Origin of the sequence: Rathayibacter sp. AY1F9 (genome assembly GCF_002932155.1) — a bacterium.
Classification (GTDB): domain Bacteria; phylum Actinomycetota; class Actinomycetes; order Actinomycetales; family Microbacteriaceae; genus Rathayibacter.
On sequence record NZ_PSVA01000020.1, the window covers coordinates 11,418 to 32,928 of the forward strand.

The following is a 21,511-nucleotide window of genomic DNA, read 5'->3' on the forward strand; positions in this document are numbered from 1 at the left end:
GACGGCGGCGGTTCTGCGTCTGCCCGCCTCCCGCCGACCACGCGGGAGTCGGCGGAGTCGCGCGCCAGTACGGCGACTTCTGCGGACTCGCGGGGTGAGCGGGCTCCCGGGAGCCGGTTCCGGCCACGGCGGGCGCTGGAGAGGGCTGGACGGGCCGGGCAGGTCCCGGGGAGTTGAGCGGGCCCGGACGGCGACGCCGCCTCCTGTCGAGTCCGCGGAAGTGGGCGGAGTCGCGCGCGAGTACTGCGACTTGTGGGGGCTCGCGGGGTGAGCGGGCTCCCGGGAGCCGGTGAGGCACTTGATCAGGCCACGGCGGGCGCTGGAGACGCTGAGGAAGGACGGACCGGTCGGTCGGCCCCGGAGAGCCCGCGGGCCCGGACGGTGACGCCGCCTCCTGCCGAGTCCGCGGAGGTGGGCGGAGTCGCGCGCGAGTACCGCGAGTTCTGCGGGCTCGCGGAGTGAACGGGCTCGCGGAGGGGTGGAGGGGGCTGGAGTGCCGGCCAGGCGTCGGAGGGGCCGGCTGGGCCCGGAGAGAGGGCAGCCGGGCCCCCGCCGGGCACCGCGCAGTCCCCGGACGCGGAAGAGCGCACCGCGGCCGGGGCCGGGGTGCGCTCTTCCGCAGCGTGCGAGGACGCGATCAGACGATCGCGGGGGCCTTCTGCAGCTTGTGGCGGGCCAGGACGACCGCGCCGACCACGGGGGTGCCGGCGGTCTCGATCCAGTGCACGTCGGCGGCGGCCTGGGGCGAGTCGACCCTGCCCTCGATCAGGACGAGGACGGCGCCGTCGGCCACGCCGCGGAAGGTCGGCGACTGCTCGGTCGCGCCGAGAGTGCCGGTGACGATCAGGACGATGTCGTAGACCTTCTCGAGCTCCTCGACCAGCGCGCGGAGGGCGTCGGTCGGCATCGGCGTGCCGGCCTGGGCGCCGCCCGCGGGGAGCAGGTCGACGCGGTCGGTCGAGCGCTTGATGATCGCGTCGTCGAGCGAGGCGGCTCCGGCGAGCACCTCGCGCAGGCCCGGGCGTCCGCCCGAGGCGGAAGCGAGAGCCGAGCCCTCGGCGGTGCCGTCCACGATCACGACGGACGAGCCGAGCACGGCCAGCGCCTTGGCGAGCAGCACCGCGCTGGCGGTGTGCGGGGTCTTCTCGGACGCCGGGGCGATCGCGAAGGAGGAGTACGAGCGGGTGCGCGCGATGGCTGAGAGCTCGAACGCCACGGCCGAGTAGCGGGCCGGGATCTCGGTCGAGTTCAGCATCTCGTCGAGCTTGGTGGCCTTGACCGGGACGATGCCCAGCAGCGGCCGGTCGATCGCGGAGCGGACGTCGTCGCCGCTGCGGAGGCGGCGGTCGAGGGCGGTCATCACGATCGCCACTCCCACGCCGACCACGGCGCCGCCGAGGATGCCGAGCGCGAGCAGGACGAGGATGCCACCGGTGACCGGCAGCTCCGGCGGGAGCGCCTGGCTGAGCACCTGGAGCTGGATCTGCGGGACGGCGACGCCGTTCGTGGTGGTCGCCGGATCGGCGCCCTTCACGGCCGCGTCGAGCTGGGCGGCGATCGCGTTCGCGATGACCGCGGCCTGCTCGGGCGAGGGGTCGGTGGCCGAGATCGTGATGACCACGGACTCCGGCTCGGCGAGGACGGTCACGCGCTTGGCGAAGTCCTCGATGGGCTCGTCGATGCCGAGGCCGTCGATGACGCCCTGCAGGACGGTGTCCGAGGTGCCGAGGGCGACGGAGGTGACCGTGGCCTGGGAGGCGGCGCTGTTGGCCGCGACCCGGTCCGCGGTCGAGAGGACTCCGGACGAGGAGACCGCGACGTACACGCGTGCGTCCGCCTTGTACTGCGGGAGGAGGACGGCGTTGAGTACCAGGGCCGCCACGGCGCCGAGCAGAGCGAAGGCGACGATGTAGACCCACCTCCGGCCGATGCCGGCGAACAGTCCGTTCAAGGTCATGGTGTGTGGTGTCCCTTTCGTCGACTGCACCGGAGTGCAGGGGGTCTGACTGTAGCGTCGTGATGTGTCGTCCGCGTTGCGCGGAACCGGCCGCGAGGTTTCGCGCGGGAGCGGTGGATCAGAGGTGTGCCTGCAGGAAGGCGAGGATCGCCTTCTTGTTGTTCGGGGTGTTGTTCTGGAGCCCGTGGTGGCCGGAGCCGTCCACGCCGACCTCGGACGCCACTCCGGCGTCCTGCAGGGCGACCTGCATCGCGTCGGCCTGCTCGACCGGGACGAGCTCGTCCTCGGAGGTCAGCCAGATCTGCGGGGCGTCCGTGGAGTCGACCGAGGTGATCGGCGACGCGGGGATGCTCTGCGGGCAGGTCGTCGAGTCGATCTCGTCGCAGTCCAGGTAGGAGAGGATCTGCTCCTTCGCCTCGGGCACCGGCGTGCCCAGCGACATCCCGGTCTCGGTCATGTCGGCGACCGCCGAGAAGGCGACGACCGTTTTGACCCGCGAGCCCTCGGTGAGGGAGCCCTCGCCGAGCGTGCCCATGGTCGCTCCGATGATCGCTCCGGCGGAGCTGCCCATCACGCCGATGCGGGCGGGGTCGAGGCCGAAGCGCGTGACCTGCGCGGGCTCGCGCAGCCACTCCACGGCGGCCTGCGCGTCCTCGATCTGCCCGGGGTACCGGCTGTCCTGGAGGAGGCGGTAGTCGACGGAGACCGAGACGAAGCCGCGCTCGGCGTAGTACTCGCAGAGCTCGGTCATCCCGCCCTCGTCGCGGGCGCCGTCGACGAACCCTCCGCCGTGCAGCATCAGCAGCGCGGGGCGGTCGGTGCCGCCCGCGGTGGGGAGGCAGGCGTCGGCCTTCAGCGAGACGCCGTCGACCGAGCGGTACTCGATCGCCTTCTCCGTCGTGAAGCCGTCGGGCGTGCGGACGGGCTCGGGCTGCGAGGAGCAGCCGGCCAGCCCGAGGGCGACGGCCACGACGGCCGCCAGGACTCCGGCTCTGCGTGCTCGTGTCGTCTTCACTCGTGGGACTCCGCTCTCTTCTTCTCGTAACTGGGGGAGGTGCCGGGCTCATCGGCCGGGACCGCGACGGGATCGGAGACGACTCCGGGGCCGCGCGCAGGGACGGGCACGGGCTTGCGCCGCTTGCCGGGGCCGCCGAGGGCGGCCGGGGGGACGTAGATCCACTTGACCTTCGAGAGGTAGCGGGTCACGAAGAGCGAGAGGACGACCGCGAGCACCATCACGACCAGCAGCAGCGGCACCTCGAAGCCGCCGATCTCGGAGCGGTCCTCGGGGAGGATCACCCGCAGGATCGTGATGGCGATCACGATGAAGTAGAGGTGCAGCAGGTAGATGTGCAGGCTGCGCTCGCCGCAGATCGTGAAGAAGTTCAGGAATCGCACTCGGGAGAGGGCCCGCGACACGAGGATGCCCATCGCGACGGCGGCCATCTGGCCGGCGAGGGCGAGGAACGGAACCCAGCGGATCGGGAAGAGGAAGAGCACCGCGCTCAGCACGACGAAGACCGGAGTGACGTAGAGGAACGCGCGGCTCCCCTTCTGCTCGACGAAGTCGATGATCCTCTTCGAGTAGAGCGTGCCCACCAGGAAGAAGACGAACAGGGCGCCGATGCGATTCCAGCCCACGTTGGTCGTGTTGAGGAGACCGGTGGTGAACATCGTCCCCATCACCGCGGCGAGGGCGACCTGCACACGGTGGTCGACCTTGCGCAGGAGCCACGCGCCGAGCGTGAAGAGGACGAGGCCGTAGATGAACCAGTAGCTGCTGCTGGGCCAGAAGAACAGCAGGAGCAGGTTGAGCGGGTCGGTCGCGGGGAGCTCGCCGAGTCCGCCGTTCGCGAGCGGCACGACCAGGTAGAAGGCCATGCGGATCACGGACCAGACCACGTAGAGCCAGAGCAGCGGGTACAGCCTGCGGCGCCAGAGGTCGCCGAAGCTCCAGGTGCGGATGCGCGAGCCGAAGAGACCGGACACCAGGAAGAAGAGGGGCATCGGGAACAGCTCGAACACGACCTTGATGCGGCCGAGAGTGTTCTCGACCCCGATGTCACCGAGGTACAACGACGTGTGGTAGTACACGACCATCAGGATGGCGGCACCCTTGGCGAAATCCACCCATTCGCGTCGGGCCCCGCCCGCAGGCTTCAGCAGCTTCATTCTCTCCCCCTTGTGCCCGGTCGTACCGCTCGTGAATTCCATCCGAGGTGAACAAGGCTCAGAGAAGGACGCAGGCTCGGTCGCAGAATGCGACCGAGGATCAAGACTAAGGGTGTATCGTCCGCGCCGCACATTCGACGGAATAGTGACGAGGACTCGATTGCCGGGAAGCGCACTCCGGCCTCTCCGCTCACCATGGAGACGACGGTCACCGGCGTCCGTTCCCGGCGCTCATCGCCGCTCGGTAGAGCGCGGGCGCCGCGGCGGCGAGCCCGAAGAGGACGGAGCGCTTGAGGTCGCGCCGGCGCACGAGCGCGACCAGGTGCCGGAGTCCCGCCTCGTCGTGCGCGGCCCGCCAGAGCCGGTCCGCCTCCTCGGGGCTGTGCGCGCCCGAGGTGGCGTCCTTGAAGCGGGAGAGCAGGGAGAAGCGCGCGCGGTAGTAGGAGTAGTCCTGCGAGTCGAGGATGCGCGGGTCGAGCCCGCGGGCCGTCCGCTCGATCACGGCGGCGAGCCCGGCGAGCGAGTCGGCGCGCTTCGCGCCCGAGCGGATGATCGAGCCGGAGCGGAGGCGGTACTCGTAGACGGAGTCGGGGACGACGACGACCTCGTCGGCCGCGGCGAGCAGCTGCGCGACCTGCGCCTGGTCCGAGTGCTGGCGGATCCGCGTGAACTCGATGCCGTCGAACAGCTCGCGGCGGAACAGCTTGTTCCAGAGGTGCCCGGTCAGCTCCCCGACCAGGAGCGCGGTGAAGGCGCCCCGGCCCGAGAGCGCGAGCGGGCCGCGCAGGGAGCCGACGGGCGTGGATCCGGTGGCGTCGACCGTGACCGCCTGGGCGACCACCACGTCGGCGCGGCCCGCCTCCCCCGCCGAGAGCATGGCCTCGACCGCGGTCTCCGGCCACTCGTCGTCGGCGTCGACCAGCCAGACCCACTCGCCGGCGGCCTCGCCGACGGCGCGCTCGCGAGCGGCGGCGACGCCCTGGTTCTCGTCCTGGCGGAGGTAGCGGATCCGCTCGTGCTCCTCGGCGAACGCGCGGCCGATCGCCTCGGTCCCGTCGGTCGAGGCGTCGTCGACCACGAGGATCTCGAGCTCGGCGTGGGTCTGCCGCAGCAGGCGCTCCAGGGCGGAGGCGAGGTGCGCCTCCTCCTGGTGCGCCGGGACCACCACCGAGACGAGGGTCACTTCTGCCCCACGACCCGGCGGAGCACCGTCTCGAGGTCGCGGCCGCTGGACTCCAGCGAGAAGCGGTCGAGCCAGCGGTCGATGCCGGTGATCTCGAGCTCGCTCGCGCGGATCAGCGCGTCGGCGAGGTCGGAGGCGGAGGGGGTGAGCGCGAGCTCGCCGGTCAGGCCGGGGACGATCGCGTCCGCGACTCCGAGCGCCCCGGACACGGCGACCGAGGGGACGCCGGCGGCGGCCGCCTCGACCAGCACGTTGCCGAAGCCCTCGCGCAGCGACGGGAGCAGCACGACGGCGTTCTCGTCGAAGTGGTGGAACCAGTCCTCGACCCAGCCCATGTCCTGGAAGTCCACGCCGCGCGCGGTCGCCTCCGCCTTCATGCTGCCGAGCAGCGGGCCGCCGCCGAAGGAGACGACCTTCGCGGGGATGCCGCGGCGCTCCAGCTCCTCGGCCGCGAGGATCGCGAGCTCGGGGCGCTTCTGGACGACGAGGCGGCAGGGCAGCACGATCTGCAGGCCCGCCGCAGTGCCGGGGGTGCGCGAGACCTGGCGGGAGCGGTCGACCTTGGCGGTCGCCGGGTTCGGCACGACGGTGCAGCGCTCGCCCGAGACGCCGAAGCCGGCGACGAGCTCGCCCGCGACGGGGTGCGAGATCGCGATGACGTGGTCGGCGCGGCGGTAGAGCGTCTTGGCGAGCCCGAGCTGCACCTTCTGGGTCCTCGAGAAGCCCGGGATGCCGAGCGAGACGAGGTTGCGCTCGCTCACGATGGTCTTCGGGCGGTCCGCCTTCGCGGTCATCTCGGCCGAGGCCAGGAGCACGATGTTCGGGTAGCCCTGCAGGGCGACCGCGACGTCGGGGGTGCGGCGGCGGAACAGCTCCTTGAGCATCCGCGCCTTGCCGACGTGGCCCTTGCCCTCGCCGATGCGGTGCAGCACCGCGCCCTCGGGGAGGTACTCGTCCGTGCCCTTCACCGAGGTGGTGACCACGTCGACGTAGTGGCCCTGCTCGAGGAGCCAGCCCATCCAGGTGCGGGCGACGAACTCGGCCCCGCCGCCGTGCAGCGACGTGACGACGAACATGATCCGCATGCGCGGTCCCTTCTCCTGCGCCGCGCTCATCGCACGACCTCCGCGCCGAGGCCGCGGGTGTTGAGCGCCGAGAGGCGGCGCACCTCGGGCATGGCCGCGTCGATGGTGGCGCGCACGCCGCCGTCGCCCGGCTCCGCGAGGATGCGGTCGATCACCGGGAGGACGCGGTCGGCGAAGCCGGGGACCGGCTCGACGCACAGCTGCGGCAGGCCGATGAGGCGCATGATGCCCTCGACCTTGCCCTGGGTGGCGAGGGTGATCGCGGGGACGCCGAGCGAGAGCGACATGATCGCGAGGTGCATCCGCCCGGTGACGGTCAGCAGGGCGTCCTCGGCGAGGCCGCGGATCTCGGCGGGCATGAGCACGCGGTCGACGACGGTGACGCCCTCGGTTCCCACGCGCTCGGCGACCGCGCGGACGGCCACCTTGTCGTCGCCGATGGGGCGGGAGACGTGCGGGAGGAGCACGACGTGAACGCCGGCCGCGCGCAGGCGGTCGACGATGCGCTCGTACTCCGGCACCTGGTCGACCATGCCGGCGACGAGGGCGCTCGCGTTCACGAGCGCGAAGGGGACGCCCTCGGGCAGTCCCAGATCCTCGCGGAAGCTGCGGTCGCGGGTGCGCGCCGAGAAGACGATGTCGGTGACCTCCTCGACGCGCTGCACGCCGATGCTCCGGGCGCGCTCCGCCGAGAGCGGGTCGCGGAGCATCGGTACGACGCCGGCGCGGGAGGCGGCGATCAGGGAGCGGCGGGCGGCGAGGCGGGCCGCCGCGTTCCAGGAGAAGCCGAGGACGCGCGTGGGCACCCCTGCCTCGGCGGCGGCCTGCGCGAGCAGGGAGCGGCGGACCGAGCCGCGGAGGCTGTACTTGCCGTCCATCATGTCGGCGCCGACGACCGAGACCGAGCGGGCGCGGCGGATCAGCGCGGCGTAGGCGCGGAGATCGGCGGCGTGCGCGTCGCCCACTCCGTAGACCAGGTGCGGGAGCTCGACGACCTCGACCCGGTCGGCCTGCTCCTCGGGGATCACGACGTCGCCGGCGTAGCGCTGGACGACCACGACGGGGCCGGTGGTGTTCTCGAGGAACGCCTCCAGCATGGCCTGGTCGCCGATGTTGCCGCTGCCGGGAGCGGCGATCACGAGGTGAGACTCGGGCTCGGGTCGGAGGTCCGCGAGGGCGGCGCGGAGCACCGCCGCGTCGCGTCGGGCGGGCAGGCGGGTCGTCGTGACGAAGTCCTTCTTCCAGGACTTGACGACGCCGAGCTTGAGTTTCATCGATCTCTTTCGGTGGGAGGAACGGCGGCGGGAGGCCGCTCGGAGTCGGGGATGCCGGCCGTGACGGCTCCGTCGACCAGCGCGCTGTCGCCGGTGGGGCTGATGGCGTCGACCGTGGCCGGGGCCGGAGCGGCGGCCGGGCGGCTGCGGCGGAAGTGGCGGCGCAGGTCGGCGAGGCTGAGGATCTGGCGGCGGAACGCGGGGAGGATCAGCATCCAGAGCCCGACCCCGACCAGGACGGCGGCGCCGCCCAGGAGGAGGCGGAGGACGGGCTGGTCGGCGGCGATCCAGACGGTGGAGAAGTAGGCGCCCACCGTGATCGATCCGAACGTGATGCCGCTGCGGAGGCCGTTGGTGAACATCTCGCGGACGGGGGCATCGGAGGTGCGGCCGATCCAGATCAGCGCGGTCGGCCAGGTGAGGGCGAGCGAGCCGGCGTACGCGACCGCGACGCCCGTCACTCCCCAGTTGGAGCCGAGCAGGATCAGGACGACCATCAGCGGGCGGGTCGCCAGGCTGTACCAGACGCTCTGGCGCACGAGACCCTTGGCGAGGAACACCCAGTTGGAGCAGTACGCCGTGGCCTGGAAGAACCCGGCCACGAGCAGGATCTGGAAGATCGGGACCGAGGCGAGCCAGCGCTCCCCCACCAGGATCCGGATGACCGAGTCGGACTGGGAGCCGAGGACGGCGAGCACGAGGCCCATCGCCGTCAGCATCGCCGACTGGCCGAAGAGGATGAACGTGCGGAACCGCTCGCGCTCGTCCTGCAGCTTGGACAGCACGGGCAGTGCCACGCGCTGCACCGGAGAGTTCAACTGCTGCAGCGGCAGCATCATCAGCTGGAACGCGCGGTTGTAGAGGCCGAGGTCGACCGGGCCGAAGCGCGCGCCGATGATGACGGAGTCGACGTTCTTGCTCACGTAGGTCAGCGCCTGGGTCGCGAAGACGCCGCCTCCGTAGCGGAGGAAGTGGCCCATCGCCTCGCCGCGGCGGTAGCGGCCGGGACGCCAGCCCGTGATGAAGACCAGCATCAGCACGCTGATGAGCGGCTGCACGATCTGGCTCCCGGCCAGCGCCCAGTAGCCGGCGCCGCCGAGCGCCATCAGCACGCCGACCACGAGGCCCAGCACCTGGGCGACGATGTCGACCAGGGTGATCTTCACGAAGCGGAGGTGACGGGCGAGGTCGGCGCGGAACTGCGTCGAGATTCCGTTGAGGAGGAACGTCGAGGAGAGCACGACGGTCAGCAGCTGGAGCCGGTCGTCGCCGTAGAGGGCGGCGATCGGCCAGGAGGCCGCGATGACCACCAGGGTGAGGGTGAGGCCGATGCCCGAGTTCATCCAGAACAGGTTGCTCTTCTGGCCCGGCGTGATCTCCTTCGCCTGGATGGCGGCGGAGGAGAGGCCGAAGTCGCGGAAGATCTCGCCGATGCCGATGATCGCCGTGACCATCGCGAGCAGGCCGTAGTCGGCCGGCGAGAGCAGGCGCGCGAGGATGACGATGCCGCCCAGCTGGACGGCGATGCGGATCGCCTGCCCGCCGATGGTGACGGCGGCGCCGCGGCTCGCCGAGCGGCTGAGGCTCGGTGACGGCTTCTGCGTGGTCCCGGTCATCGGGTCGAGCCCTTCTTGGTGGCGATCGCGCCCTCGTAGGCCTTCTTGAGCTGGAGTCCGAGCACGTCCCAGTCCCGACCGGAGAGGGCGGGGAGCCCCTCCGGCGGCCGGGTGCGCGTGCGCTCGAGAGCGGCGGTGATCAGCTCGGGGGTGAGCTCGCCGTCGTACTCGATCACCCAGTCGCTGCCGACCTCCTCGGCCAGGGCCGTGTTGGTGGGCGTGCGAGGCACCAGGATCGGCCGGCCGAGCGACAGGGCGACCAGGATCGAGCCGGAGTTGTGCATCTCGCGGTAGGGAAGGACGATCAGCTCGGCCCGGCCGATCTCGTCGACCATCTCGGCGTCGTCGACCCGGCGGAGCGTGGTGCGCACCCGGGTGTCGCGGGCGGCCCGCTCCTCGACCAGCTCGCGCTGGCCCGTGCTGGGGCTGCCGACCACGTGCAGGGAGAGGGAGTCGTCCTCCACGCCGCGGAACACGTCCATCAGCTCGACGACGCCCTTGTACGGGCGGATGATGCCGAAGTAGAGGACGCGGCCGTGCTCGCGCTCGGGCAGCGGGTGCTGCGCGAACTGGTCGCGGTAGTGGCCGTGCAGCACGGTGACGGCGGGCGCCCGGCCGGGAGCGACGGTCGTCGGGTTCAGGCGGACGAACAGGTCGGTCGCGCGGTCGACCCGGGCCAGCGAGCGGCGCTCGGCGGCGGGACCGAGCTCGTGCGGGTGCAGATTGTGCACCGTCCGCACGAGCGGGATGCGCTGGAGCGCGAGGCGCACCAGCAGCACGTCGAGGGCGCGGCGGCGGAGGAAGCGGTGCAGCGGGCTGCGGCCGCGGATCATCAGCTCGGGCCAGTGCACGTGCAGCACGTCGTAGTCGGCGAGCAGGGCGCTGCGCCAGGAGAAGAACAGCAGCTCGACGCCGGGCGCCAGGCCGTCGACGATCGAGTCGACGTACTGCGTGGTCGAGTCCGGCGGCGCGAGCGACTGCTGGACGACGAGCGCGGCCGGCGACGAGTCGTTCCTGCGGGCGAGGCGGCTCATCGCTCGCCCCGCATCCCGACGGCCATCGGCGCGTCGAAGATCCTCGCCCCGAGGGGCTGGCGCATCCGGATGCCCTTCGAGAAGTCGGGGACGTGCACCGGGTTGAGGCAGATGATGACGAGGAATCCCAGGAGCAGGTGGCTGGGGCGGACCGCGTCGATGGCGTTGTAGCCGGCGAGGCAGACCATGAAGCCGAGCAGGCCCGCCGCAGGACCGACGTCGCGACGGCTGAGCGTGGCGCCGAACATCGCGGCCACCATGATCACGAAGAGCAGCAGGCCGGGGATGCCGACGCTGATCAGCAGCTGCAGGAACGAGTTCTCGATGACGACGTCCGAGAACCGCCTGCCGCTGATGCCGGACGTCGCCGCTCCGGAGCCGAGCCAGTGCGTGAGCTCGGCCGCCTTCAGCGACACGGTCACCGCGAGGTCGCGGGCGCCGGCCGAGATGGAGGCGTCGAGGTTGTTGTTGCGGGCGGTGACGGGCTCGAAGTTCAGGACTCCGACACCCGCGACGAGCCCGGCGATCAGGATCGAGCCGGGCCGGAGCAGCGAGCGGTTCGGGTTGAGGAAGCCCACGGCGACGAGCGCGACGATGACCGCGACGGCGATGGCCGCCATCGGTCCGCGCGAGACGGTCGCGACGACGCCGCCCGAGGCCAGGATGCCCAGCAGCAGGTCCGACTTGCGGGAGCCCTGGAGCCAGGAGCCGAACGCGAGACCGGCGCCCACCGTGAGGAAGGTGCCGGCGAGCAGCGGGTGGCCGAAGGTGATCTCGGCGCGGTAGAGCGACCAGTGCTGGTCCTGCTCGTAGCCGAGGGCGCCGTAGACGGCACCGAGGATCGGGGAGCTCTGCGCGACCAGCTCGAGGGCGGCGTAGAGGGCGAGCAGCCCCGAGAGGATCACCCACGTCTTGCGCAGCAGCACGGCCTCGCGCTGGGCGTCGAAGACGAGCATCGGCACGCCCACGCAGATCGCGAAGCTGAACATCCACGAGACGCCCTCGGTCGCGTAGGAGCTGCGCACCGTCGCCAGGGCCGACCAGAGCATGAGGGCGATGAACGCGAGGATCACCACGGCCCGCCACGGGGAGAGCACGAGCTCGCGGGTCCACGCCTTGACGGGGGCGCGCCACAGCTCGGGAGCGAGCCCGCGCCGGATCGCCCAGATCACGAGGATGACGGCCCAGAGCGTCATGCGGAACGTCAGGGTCGAGGGGGTCAGCGGCGTCGGGACGAGCGCGAAGAACGCGAGCGCCATCGCCGGCAGCCAGTGCGCGGGGACCCGCAGCAGCACCCAGGCCCCGACGATGCCGCCGACTCCGGCGGCGATCACCAGGAGGCCGGTGGCCGGCTCCCGGGTCGAGAAGATGTACCCCATCCCGAGGACGATCACCAGGGCGACCGAGAAGAGCGCGCCGACGAGGAGTCGTCGCGGGAGGATGTCGATCACGTCAGGGAGTCCTTCTGGCGTCGGAGCGGAGTGGTGGAGGAGGGGGCGGGCGGTGCGGCGCTCACGGGAGTGGTCCCGTCGGCCTCGATGAGGATCGCGATGCCCTCGCGAGCCGCCTCTCGGCGGCTGGGACGCCTGCGATGCCGTGCCCTCCTCCTCCACTGCTCGACCCTGGCGCCGACCCCCGGGGAGGAGGGGTCGCGTCGGTCCTGCCGCGGATCAGGCGGGGCCCTCCTGGAGCCAGCGGCGGAAGGTCCCGACCGAGTCCTTGTTGGTGAAGTCCGGGACGACATGGCCGCCCTCGTAGCCGGCGCTGTTGTGGTAGGCGATCGTCGCCTCCTTGGCGACGGGGAGCGCGAGGCGGCGGAGGCGTCCGCCGTGCAGCTCGGCAGGAGCGAGCTGGTCGGCCGTGCCGGCGCTGACGCGCAGACGCATGCCCTGCCATGCGGACTGCGGCAGCCGGGCGGGGTTGGTCGCGCGCATCAGCGCCCGGTCTCCGCCGTACACCGCGAGGACGCGGTTCGGCTGGCTGTCGTCGCGCGCCGCGAGGTCCTCGACGTCGAAGACGCTGCTGGCGTGGTAGGCCCCGTAGATGTTCGGCACCATCTTCTTCGCGTAGGCCCAGCACATCATCGCGCCGCCGCCGGAGTTCGAGCGGAGGAAGCTCCCGCGGACGTTCCAGAGGCTCTGCACCCAGGCTGTGGCGGCCGTCTGCACGGCGAGCGCCGTGGGGTTGGTGTAGTTGCTCGGGCCGCCGAAGTCCGGGCAGATGCTGACGAAGCCCAGGTCGACGAGCGGATCGGCCGAGTAGAAGTAGGCCTTGTCGAGGGCCCTGAAGCTGCTGCCGCTGGCGTGGTAGAACCAGGCGACCGGCACCGAGGAGCCTGATTTCGGCTTCGCCGAGTGCGGGACGAAGAGGCGGGTGGAGTCGCTGCCGATCTTCACATCGATGATCTCGTAGGGCTTGTTGCCGCTCTTCGAGAACTTGGTGTCGAGGCGCGAGACCTCGCCCGGGAGCCTCGGGATCACGCTGTAGTTCGGCGCAGCGAGCGCCGGGGTCGCCACCAGCGCGGAGGCGGTCGCGGCGGCTCCGACAGCGGAGGCGGCGAGCAGGAGGCGGCGCGAGAGGCCGCGCGGGGTGTCAGTCATATCGAGAATCCTTCGGAGCTTTCGCCATCAGTGTCGAGTCGGCCGACCATTCCGAATTCGACGCACATGAAGTGACGTCCGGCCCCCCAACCCATTCGAGAGTGTACGGGCCGCGGATGACGCGTGGATGTCGTTCTCATCACGTCTGGTCGCTCGGGCGGGGATCAGCGGGAGGAGGGGAAGAGACGGCGGGAGAGGCCCGAGGACTTCTCGGCCGTCTCGTGCACCACGAAGGGCACGGCGGAATCGGCGGAGACGACCCGCCTCGCCGCGGCGAGTTCGAGCGTCTCGCGGGAGAGGCCCTCGATGTCGACGGTGACCGCGAGGCCGGAGTCGGCCAGGCGGGTGGCGATCTGCACCTGGTGGTCGTCGACGTGCTCGCCGAACGAGGCGCGGCGCGGAACCAGGATCGGCACCCGGCCCTGCTCGATGGCGCTGAGCGCGGTGCCCACTCCCCCGTGCGCGATGACGACGTCGGCCGCCTTCATCGCGGCGTTGAGCTCGTCGTGCGGCACGGAGTGGCGGCCGTCGATCCCGAGCCCGGAGACGTCGTTCGCTCCGGTCTGCCAGAGCACCTCCACGCCCTCGAGCAGCGGCGCGAGCGCGGCGAAGAAGCGGGGGAACGGGTAGCCGTCCTGCGTGCCGACCGAGACCACGGCGCGGCGGATCGGCTGCGGGACGACGTCCTCGACGCGGTAGGTGTCGAAGATCGAGCCGCCGAAGCTCCAGCGGTCGTCGGCCCAGGAGCGGTACTGGGTGTAGGTCGAGACGGCGGGGACCCGGGCGAGGATCCGACCGGTCATCGACGGGCCGAGCACGCGGGCGGCGCTCTCGATGTAGTGCGCGGGGATGCCGCGCGAGGCCGCGAGCGGCAGGAAGGAGAGGGCGGGGCTGGCGCCGGTGCTGAAGACGGCGTCGAAGGACCCGCGGGCCAGCAGGGAGCGGCCGATCATCGCGTTGCGGAGCACCGGCACCACGGCGCGGGGCGGCGGATCGGCGAGGTGGGTCACGCGCCGGTCGGTGAGGAGGGTGCGGCTGAGGGCGCTGTCGACAGTCGCCCAGTGCTGCTCCTCCGGGTCGACTCCGAGGAGCCCCGAGAGCGCGAACATCTCCTTGAGATGCCCGCCGCCGGAGCAGACGAAGAGATACGAAGCCATACGCGCCTTCACTGGTGATGATCGAGATAACAGGCGTGTGGATGATCGATCGTCCGCCGAGAACGACCCCCCGGTCCCTGGTGCAGAAGTCGCCCGATCATAGCAGGGAGGGTCTCCGAGGGGCACTTCTCTGAGAGAACTGTTCACCTCGCCGGAAAGCGATAGGGGCTCATTCGACAGGCGATATCCGCTCACTTCTCCGGAGGGTGGAAAGCGATATCCGCTCGACTCGGGGATGACCGGGAACGTCGCTCGGCACCCCGATAGCGGACCGGCCGATTCCCGTCGATCACCTGCACCGCACGGGCCGCGCGCGTAGCGTCGGACCACCGGCGCAGAGGCCGGTCGACCCAGGAGGAGCGCCATGAGCGACAACGAGCAGAACAGCCCCGTGATGGACGGAGCCGAGGACGCCAGCAACGACGAGAAGCTCGGCGGCCTGATCGACCAGGTCGAGCACGACCACGGAGCCGAGGGCGCCGGCGCGATGGCCGACGCGCTCCGCGACCGCGCCGACGAGACCGACACCGAGATCGCCGAGGAGTCGGACGCGTCCGGCCCGGTCGAGGACAGCGGCACCGCCCAGGTGTGAGCGACGGGGCCCGGAGGACGACTCCGGGCCCCGATCCCTGATCGCTGGGGAGAGCGGTGGGCCCTCCGGATCGCTCGTCAGAGCGGCCCGGCGAGCGCCGCCCGATGTGCACCGGAGCGGCCCGATGAGCGCCGCCCCACCCCCAAAGCCCTGTTTGACGGTGCGGGAGCCGCCGGTCACCATGGCCGCATGTCCTCTCTCGACGAGCTGCGCGCCACCGCGCATCCGATCCGCCTCCGCCTGCTGTCCCTGGTGACGGGAGCGGCGATGAGCGCCGCGGAGGCCGCCCGCGAGCTGCAGCTGTCGCAGGCGACGGCGAGCTACCACTTCCGCGTGCTGGAGCGCGCCGGGCTCGTGGCCGTCGTCGAGACCGTGCGCCTGCGGGGCGGCGAGGCGAAGAGGTACCGGCACGAGGCCTCCGGAAGGCCCTTCGACGTGACCGCGTCAGTGGACGCCGGGCCGGAGGAGGAGCGGGACCTGCACCTCGAGGCCCTGATCGAGGAGCTCCGGCGGCGCTCGTCGAGCCGGGCGGACGGTCCTCAGCTCTCGACGGACGCGGAGCTCTGGGTCGACCCCGAGGTCTGGCGGCGGGTCGTGCGGCACGTCGGGGAGGCGTCCGCGCTGCTGCACGCGGCGGCCCGGCCGCCGAGGACCCCCGGGACCGCGCCGGTGTCGATGACGACCGCGATGTTCCCGCTCCGCCGGCCGTGACCCGCGACGGGCGCGGGCCGCTGGCGCACGGGCCTCTCGCGCACGGCCCCTTCCGCTGGCTCCTCGCCGCCCGCACGACCGGGGTCCTCGGCAACGCCGTCGCTCCGATCGCCCTGGCCTTCGCCGTGCTGGACCTGACGGGCTCGCCGACGGACCTCGGACTCGTCGTCGCCGCGCGCTCCCTCGCCAACGTCGCCGTCCTGCTGCTCGGCGGCGTCCTCGCCGACCGGCTCCCCCGCTCCGTGATCCTCGTCGGCACCTCGCTCGCGGCAGCAGCCACTCAGGCCGCGGTCGCCGTGACGGTGATCACGGGGACGGCGACCGTCGCGGCCCTGGTCGTGCTCAGCGTGCTCAACGGCGCCGTCGCGGCGATGAGCCTGCCCGCCGCGGCCGCCCTCGTCCCCGAGACGGTGCCGGTCGGCGAGCTCCGCCCGGCCAACGCCCTGCTCCGCCTGGGCCTGAACGCCGGGAGCATCGTCGGCGCCTCGGGCGGGGCCGCGCTCGTCGCACTGGTGGGTCCCGGGTGGGGGCTGGCGGTCGACGCCGCGGGCTTCGCCCTGGCCGCGGTCCTCTACTCCCGTGTGCGGCTGCCGCGGACGGTCCGCTCGGGCCCGGGCGCCTCCGTCCTCGCCGACCTCCGCGAGGGGTGGCGGGAGTTCACGAGCCGGCGCTGGGTGTGGATCGTCGTGGCGCAGTTCACCGCCGTCAACGCCGCGTTCGTCGGCGCGACCACGGTCCTCGGCCCGGTCGTCGCCGACCGGTCCTTCGGCCGAGCGGCATGGGGACTCGTGATCGCCGCGCAGACCGTCGGCCTGGTGATCGGGGCCGTGATCGCGCTGCGCTGGCGGCCCCGCCGGGCGCTCGGGGCGGGCGTCGCCCTCATGGCGGTGACGGCCGTCCCGGTCGCCGCCCTCGGGATCCTCCCGGCGCTCCCCGCCCTCCTCCTCGCCTTCGCCCTCGGCGGAGTCGCGCTCGAGATCTTCGCCATCGCCTGGGACCAGTCGCTGCAGACCCACGTCCCCCGCGAGGCGCTCGCCCGGGTCTACTCCTACGACATGGTCGGCTCCTTCCTCGCCGTGCCGCTCGGGGAGGCGCTCGTGGGCCCGCTCGCCGACCTCGTCGGGCTCGACCGCACCCTGCTCGGCTGCGCCGCGGTCGTCCTCGTCGCCTCGCTCCTCGCGGCCTCCAGCAGGAGCGTCCGCGGGGTGGGCACGGACCGTCCGCGGCCGCAGACGCTCTAGCGCGTCCCGGGAGGCGCGGGTGAGGGGACGACCGGTCGGAGGTGTCGGAGAATCGCGGCCGCGACCGCCCCGGGGGCCTCGCGCTGCACGAAGTGGCCGACGCCGTCGAGCTCGATCAGCTCCCGGCCTGCGGAGAAGTACCGGCCGTTCGCCCGTGCGAGGGCGGGCGTCTCGCAGCCGTCGGCCGTCCCGAGGAGGAAGGTCGTCGGCGCGTCGAGGCGCGGCCAGGCGTCGAGGGCCTCCTGCGCGGCGCGGTACACGGCCCGGCCGGGCGCCTCCCCGGCGCCGTGCCGGTCGTAGTCGACGACGGTGTCGGCGAAGCCGCTGGTCGCCGTCGCCGCGAGGACCTCCTCCAGGGCCTCCGGCGGGAGGGAGCCCGGAGGCGACCACTCCCGCCAGGCCCAGCGGACGAGCTGCGCCGGGTCGCCCCGGAACGCCTCCGCTCCCGCGGCCGTGCAGAGCCAGTAGCGGTACCAGGCCGCGGCGGCGGCGTCGAGGACCTCGCCGCCGCTCAGCTCGCTCGACGGTCCGTACGCGGTGGCGAGGGTGACCAGTGCGCCGACCCGCTCGGGCGCGAGCGCCGCGACGGCGTGAGCGGTCCGTGCTCCCCAGTCGTGGCCGACGAGCACGACAGGCCCGAGGTCGAGCGCCTCGAGGAGATCGAGCAGGTCGGTGGCCAGCGCGGCCACCTGCCCGGACCGCGCCCCGGGGTCGACGACACGGGTCCGCCCGACCCCGCGCAGGACGGGGCGCACCACCCGGAGTCCGGGGGGAAGCAGCTCCAGGACGCCGTCCCAGGTGGCGGGGACGTCGGGGAAGCCGTGCACGAGCACGAGCGGAGTGCCGTCCTCCGGTCCCTCGTCGAGGTAGTGGACGTCGGTGAAGCGCGTGGACAGGACGCGCGCACCCGTCCCCTCCTGCTCCGGCCCGTCCGAACGGGAGTGCCGCGGCCCGCTCACGGGCGGTAGAGGGAGTCGATGGGGACCTCGCGGCTCGAGCCGTCCCGGGTGGTGATCGTGACCGTGCCGGCGGGCCCGGCGGCGAGACCGTCGGACGAGGGCCACCAGACGGTCCAGGAGCCGCCCTCGAGGGTCGCGACGACCGGCTCGACGCCGGCCTCGTTCAGCACCACCGATTCCACGTCCGCGCCCGCGAAGCCGACCGCGTAGATCAGAGCGGCGTCCCCCTCTCCGAAGGTTCCGGCCGAGCTGAGCTGGACCGCGTCCGCGGCGAGGGGGCCGACCGGTGCGGCGTCCGCCACCTCCCACATCCCCGCGCCGTTCCCGGCGCTGAGGCAGTAGTAGAGGGAGTCGTCGAAGCGGTAGATCATCGAGGCGGCGTCGCCGCGCGCGTCGAGGTGCGAGACCTCCGCCGGCCCGGCCTCGCCGTTGGGGCTCTGCAGGTTCGTCGCGCACCATTGCGTCGCCGACTGCCCGAGCTCGGAGCTCGGCAGGATGCGCTCGGGGATCGCGGTCCAGGAGGCGAGCACCGCGCGGTTCAGCCCGACGGAGCCGGTGCCGGGGATGAGACCCGGGACCACGACGACCACCGCGGCTGCGGCTGCGGCGGCCAGGAGCACGGTCGCCGCGCCGGCGACGGCCCAGTCGCGGGGGCGGAAGAAACGGGGAGCGGACGCGTCCTCGCTGACCAGGATCTCGCCGAGGAACGCGTCCCGACGTGCGGCCTCGGCAGCGGAGAGAGGGGTGCGGGGCTCGGCGTCGTGCGCGCGGAGCAGGTCGAGGAGCTGGTCGGTCATGAGAGGGTCCGTTCTGCCGTGCCGGAGAGGAGCGTGGAGTCGAGGGGGGCGAGCAGCGCCGCCAGCCGCCGCTTCGCGCGGGTGAGCCGCATCGCGTAGGCGGCCCGGGAGCAGCCGAGCACCTGCGCCGCCTCGGCCTGCGGGAGGTCCTCCCACACGTGGAGGGCCAGAGCCTCCTGCTCGGCGAGGGGCAGCCGCTTCCACGCGCTCTCCAGGTCGAGGCGGTCGCCGACCGACGGGTCGGCCTGCTCCTCCGGGGCGAGGGTCCCGATCCGCACGGCCAGCGCCTGCCGGCGGTTCTCGCCGCGGGCGGCGTTGAGGATCGCGTGCCGGGCGGTGCCGAACAGCCAGGGCCGCACGTTCTCCGGCAGGTCCTGCCGGCGACGCAAGGCGGCGAGGAAGGTCTCGCCGACGATGTCGTCGACCGTCGCGGCGGGAGCGCGGCGGCGGACGAAGCGGAGCAGGTCGTCGAAGTGGGCGCGGTACAGCTCGGAGAAGTCGTCTCGGGAGCGGATGCTCATGGTTCCCCTTTCGCGGAGTCACAGGTACATGTCCGGCTGCGGCGGCGATGCAACATCCGTGTCGGCGGGAGTCCCGCTGGGGCGGTGGCCGCGGCGTCCTGCGCGGCGCTCCATGTCCGGGCAGGATCCACCGCGCGGGGGAGGTCCTGCGAGCGGCAGGCGGCGATCCGCATCGACCGCACGCCGGAGAGGAGGGGCCCTCGGCGGGTGGCGGGCTGTCGGAGGGAGCAGCGGACGCGCGGTCATCCCCGAGGCGCACCGGACGCGACTCCCGGACGACGCACCGGACTCCTCCGGCCCGGGACTCTGGCAGAACGCCGCCGAGCCTCTGCTCCCGGCGCCCGTCCCGCCCAAGGAGACCTTCGTGAACCGCGCCCTCGCTTCCGCCGCCGCCTCAGCCCTCGTCGTCGTCGACGTCGTCCAGCGCGCCGCTGACGCCCGATGACCGGCTCCGGGAAGCCGGCCGGCGATCAGGCTCCGCTCCGCCTCGCGCTCGTGCACGTCGACTTCTGGTCGGCCGTGAAGCTCTCGTTCCTGCTCGGCCTCGCGCTCGCGATACTCGGCCTCGTCGCCGTCCTGGTCGCCCATCCGCTGCTCGTGCACTCGGACCTCTTCACCCAGGCCGACACGCTCCTCGGGCAGGTCGTCGGCGATCAGATCGACCTCGACGCGATCCTCTCGCTGCCGAACGTGCTGGGCTTCGCGCTCGTCGGAGCCGTGCTGAACACCGTCGTCGCCACCGCCCTGGGCGGGGTGGGGGCGCTGCTCTTCGGATCCGCCGCCGCCCTCGCGGGCGGGCTCCCGGTCGGCCTCGCTCGGCAGTGAGGGGCTCCGCTCCGACTAGGCCGCGAGCCCTCCCTCGGGAACCGGGGACGGACGGTCGTCACCGAGGAGCGGCGCCTGCTCGGGCTCAGCGGCGACGACCATGTCGCGCCCGGACGCGGGGGTGAGGAGCTCGCGCAGCCAGAGGCGGTTCACGGCGTGCAGACGGGGATGATCGAAGCGGTATTCCAGCACCGCGTTCGGCTGCACGAGGATCGCGTGCGAGCGCGGCTCCGACTCCTGCAGCGTCCTCCAGGTCAAGCGGAACGGCTGCCCCTGCTCCATCCGCGCGCGCACGGCGATCCGCACGTTCGCGAGCGTCCGGTCCTCGAACTCGATCCGGCGCCGCCAGGCGCCGAAGATCAGCACTCCCACGGGGGCTCTCCCCATCGTGTCGGTCGAGCAGCCCGCAGAACGGCGGGGGCGGCGGGCGCGAGGCTCGCAGGGCCGGACCGCCATCGGACGGTCCTGTCGTGGGGACCGGAGTAGAGGTGGGTCCGAGGCTGGTCCCTTCCCGGAGGTGTGCGGACGGAGTGCGCTCCCGCGTCAGTCGGCGAAGATCGCGCCGACCGGCTCGCGCTTCTCGGCCTGGAAGCGGTCCTCGGCGCGGCCGAGAGCCCAGTAGGCCGAGAGCGAGAGCGCCCGGCGCTCCACGCCCCACTCGTCCTGCAGGAGGGCGCGCAGCTGCTTCATCGCGGTGCGCTCGCCGTGCGCGAAGACCTCGAGCACGCCCTCGGGCCTCGGCTCGGCCCGGACGGCCGCGACCAGCGCCCGGCCGGCCTCGAGACCGCCGCGGTGCAGCCAGCGCACCTCCACTCCGGCCGGAGCGGGAAGCGCGAGCTCGTCGGCGGCCGAGTCGACCTCTATCAGGACCAGGCCGCGCGCGTGCGCGGACATCCCCTCGAGGGCGGAGGCGATCGCCGGCAGAGCGGAGTCGTCGCCGAGCAGCAGGTGCACGACCTCGGGGTCGGCGCTCGGCGACCAGGCGCCGCCGGGCGCGGAGAGCGCGATCCGGTCGCCGGGAGCCGCGGCGAGCGCCCACGGTCCCGCCACCCCTTCATCGCCGTGCACGACGAAGTCGACGGTGATCGAGCGCCGCTCGAGGTCGACCGAGCGGACGGTGTAGGTGCGGCGCACGGGCAGCTGCTCGGGGGCGACGCTCGCCCGGAGCGCGTCGAGGTCGAAGGGCGGCTGGAGGTCGGAGCCGCGCGGCGGGAGCAGGAGCTTCACGTAGCGGTCGGTCGCGGCGAGGCGCTCGGGGTCGGACTCGGCGAGGAACGCGTCGAGCCCGTCGCCGCCGAGGTGCACGCGGACCAGGTGGCCGGTGAGGCGCTCGGTCCGCAGCACGGTGAGCACGTGCTGGCTGCGGGCACGGCGCGGGCGGTCGGGGGACGGGGCGGCGTCGGTCATCCGTCCAGCATGCCTGGTCGTGCTCGGTGGGGGCCGAGCGCAGGCCGCTCGCGCGCGGGCGCCGAGGGGTCACGATCGGTCGCTTCGGGAGGGAGGAAGGAGCCGTTCGTGACGCATCGGAGCAGGCCGATGCGAGGCCGGGACGTCGCGGCGGTGCCGAGCGCGAGGCGGCGGCGCGGGCGCGCGTACGGACGAGTGGGCGCCGAGGGGTCACGAACGGTTGCTTCGGGAGGACGGAAGGAGCCGTTCGCGACGCATCGGAGCAGGCCGGGACGTCGCGGCGGCGCCGAGCGCGAGGCGGCGGCGCGGGCGCGCGTACGGACGAACGGGCGCCGAGGGGTCGCGAACGGTCGCTTCGGGAGGACGGAAGGAGCCGTTCG

20 protein-coding genes are annotated in these 21,511 nt (G+C 72.8%); 4 read left to right on the top strand and 16 right to left on the bottom strand.

Translation table 11 applies throughout. The features are described 5' to 3' along the window. Nucleotides 1–637 precede the first annotated feature (637 nt). The 11 genes from C5C37_RS12615 to C5C37_RS12665 all read right to left on the bottom strand — a co-directional run bounded on the left by C5C37_RS12615 (nucleotide 638) and on the right by C5C37_RS12665 (nucleotide 14,078). Nucleotides 638–1,957 carry a Wzz/FepE/Etk N-terminal domain-containing protein gene (locus C5C37_RS12615; protein ID WP_104335822.1) on the bottom strand — a complete coding sequence of 440 codons (1,320 nt, stop codon included), beginning with the start codon at nucleotides 1,955–1,957 and terminating at the stop codon, nucleotides 638–640. Between the two features lie 118 nt (nucleotides 1,958–2,075). Beyond that, a complete protein-coding gene (locus C5C37_RS12620) occupies nucleotides 2,076–2,972 on the bottom strand; it encodes an alpha/beta hydrolase (RefSeq protein WP_104247646.1) in 897 nt (298 codons plus the stop codon). Continuing rightward, nucleotides 2,969–4,129, bottom strand: coding sequence for an acyltransferase family protein (locus C5C37_RS12625; protein ID WP_181027202.1), 1,161 nt, complete (start codon nucleotides 4,127–4,129; stop codon nucleotides 2,969–2,971). The genes C5C37_RS12620 and C5C37_RS12625 overlap by 4 nt, the downstream gene beginning before the upstream one ends. 208 nt (nucleotides 4,130–4,337) lie before the next feature. Next, nucleotides 4,338–5,312 (bottom strand): glycosyltransferase family 2 protein, encoded by a 975-nt coding sequence (locus C5C37_RS12630; protein WP_104297679.1) that lies wholly within the window; start codon nucleotides 5,310–5,312, stop codon nucleotides 4,338–4,340. Continuing rightward, nucleotides 5,309–6,427 carry a glycosyltransferase gene (locus tag C5C37_RS12635; protein ID WP_104263235.1) on the bottom strand — a complete coding sequence of 373 codons (1,119 nt, stop codon included), beginning with the start codon at nucleotides 6,425–6,427 and terminating at the stop codon, nucleotides 5,309–5,311. The genes C5C37_RS12630 and C5C37_RS12635 overlap by 4 nt, the downstream gene beginning before the upstream one ends. Next, nucleotides 6,424–7,671 carry a polysaccharide pyruvyl transferase family protein gene (locus tag C5C37_RS12640; protein WP_104288120.1) on the bottom strand — a complete coding sequence of 416 codons (1,248 nt, stop codon included), beginning with the start codon at nucleotides 7,669–7,671 and terminating at the stop codon, nucleotides 6,424–6,426. The genes C5C37_RS12635 and C5C37_RS12640 overlap by 4 nt, the downstream gene beginning before the upstream one ends. Beyond that, nucleotides 7,668–9,287, bottom strand: coding sequence for a lipopolysaccharide biosynthesis protein (locus tag C5C37_RS12645; protein WP_104288121.1), 1,620 nt, complete (start codon nucleotides 9,285–9,287; stop codon nucleotides 7,668–7,670). The genes C5C37_RS12640 and C5C37_RS12645 overlap by 4 nt, the downstream gene beginning before the upstream one ends. Continuing rightward, a complete protein-coding gene (locus C5C37_RS12650) occupies nucleotides 9,284–10,321 on the bottom strand; it encodes a glycosyltransferase (RefSeq protein WP_104226616.1) in 1,038 nt (345 codons plus the stop codon). The genes C5C37_RS12645 and C5C37_RS12650 overlap by 4 nt, the downstream gene beginning before the upstream one ends. Then, nucleotides 10,318–11,772, bottom strand: coding sequence for an O-antigen ligase (locus tag C5C37_RS12655; RefSeq protein WP_104226615.1), 1,455 nt, complete (start codon nucleotides 11,770–11,772; stop codon nucleotides 10,318–10,320). Before C5C37_RS12655 ends, C5C37_RS12650 begins: the two co-directional genes overlap by 4 nt. Before the next feature lie 219 nt (nucleotides 11,773–11,991). Continuing rightward, entirely contained in the window at nucleotides 11,992–12,921 is a 930-nt protein-coding gene (locus C5C37_RS12660) for a S9 family peptidase (RefSeq protein ID WP_104226614.1), read from the bottom strand. 164 nt (nucleotides 12,922–13,085) lie between these two features. After that, nucleotides 13,086–14,078, bottom strand: coding sequence for a glycosyltransferase (locus C5C37_RS12665; protein WP_181127418.1), 993 nt, complete (start codon nucleotides 14,076–14,078; stop codon nucleotides 13,086–13,088). A gap of 364 nt (nucleotides 14,079–14,442) precedes the next feature. On the opposite strand from C5C37_RS12665, the gene C5C37_RS12670 reads away from it, so the two are divergent. From C5C37_RS12670 to C5C37_RS12680, 3 genes are all read left to right on the top strand, one after another. Next, entirely contained in the window at nucleotides 14,443–14,670 is a 228-nt protein-coding gene (locus C5C37_RS12670; RefSeq protein ID WP_104226612.1) for a hypothetical protein, read from the top strand. Nucleotides 14,671–14,859: 189 nt separating this feature from the next. Continuing rightward, on the top strand, nucleotides 14,860–15,381 hold the full coding sequence (locus C5C37_RS12675) for a helix-turn-helix domain-containing protein (protein WP_104222473.1): 522 nt from the start codon (nucleotides 14,860–14,862) through the stop codon (nucleotides 15,379–15,381). Further along, on the top strand, nucleotides 15,378–16,622 hold the full coding sequence (locus C5C37_RS12680) for an MFS transporter (protein WP_258065665.1): 1,245 nt from the start codon (nucleotides 15,378–15,380) through the stop codon (nucleotides 16,620–16,622). The genes C5C37_RS12675 and C5C37_RS12680 overlap by 4 nt, the downstream gene beginning before the upstream one ends. On the opposite strand, the gene C5C37_RS12685 is transcribed toward C5C37_RS12680, so the two are convergent. The 3 genes from C5C37_RS12685 to C5C37_RS12690 are packed head-to-tail and all read right to left on the bottom strand — an operon-like array spanning nucleotide 16,619 to nucleotide 18,899. Continuing rightward, entirely contained in the window at nucleotides 16,619–17,581 is a 963-nt protein-coding gene (locus tag C5C37_RS12685) for an alpha/beta fold hydrolase (protein ID WP_181127419.1), read from the bottom strand. The two genes, C5C37_RS12680 and C5C37_RS12685, sit on opposite strands and share 4 nt — an antisense overlap. After that, on the bottom strand, nucleotides 17,578–18,378 hold the full coding sequence (locus C5C37_RS17575) for a hypothetical protein (protein ID WP_181127420.1): 801 nt from the start codon (nucleotides 18,376–18,378) through the stop codon (nucleotides 17,578–17,580). The genes C5C37_RS12685 and C5C37_RS17575 overlap by 4 nt, the downstream gene beginning before the upstream one ends. After that, on the bottom strand, nucleotides 18,375–18,899 hold the full coding sequence (locus C5C37_RS12690) for an RNA polymerase sigma factor (RefSeq protein ID WP_104226610.1): 525 nt from the start codon (nucleotides 18,897–18,899) through the stop codon (nucleotides 18,375–18,377). Before C5C37_RS12690 ends, C5C37_RS17575 begins: the two co-directional genes overlap by 4 nt. A gap of 441 nt (nucleotides 18,900–19,340) precedes the next feature. Between C5C37_RS12690 and C5C37_RS12695 the strand changes: the two genes are divergently transcribed. Then, the gene (locus C5C37_RS12695; RefSeq protein ID WP_104269484.1) at nucleotides 19,341–19,724 is read left to right on the top strand and encodes a DUF3566 domain-containing protein; all 384 of its coding nucleotides are present in this window, start codon (nucleotides 19,341–19,343) and stop codon (nucleotides 19,722–19,724) included. 15 nt (nucleotides 19,725–19,739) lie between these two features. Here the strand turns inward: C5C37_RS12695 and C5C37_RS12700 are convergent, their stop codons facing one another. Both C5C37_RS12700 and C5C37_RS12705 read right to left on the bottom strand, forming a co-directional pair. After that, the gene (locus tag C5C37_RS12700) at nucleotides 19,740–20,111 is read right to left on the bottom strand and encodes a hypothetical protein (RefSeq protein ID WP_146078977.1); all 372 of its coding nucleotides are present in this window, start codon (nucleotides 20,109–20,111) and stop codon (nucleotides 19,740–19,742) included. A gap of 156 nt (nucleotides 20,112–20,267) precedes the next feature. Further along, nucleotides 20,268–21,131, bottom strand: a complete 864-nt coding sequence (locus C5C37_RS12705; RefSeq protein WP_104226607.1) for a siderophore-interacting protein — start codon at nucleotides 21,129–21,131, stop codon at nucleotides 20,268–20,270. Nucleotides 21,132–21,511 lie beyond the last annotated feature (380 nt).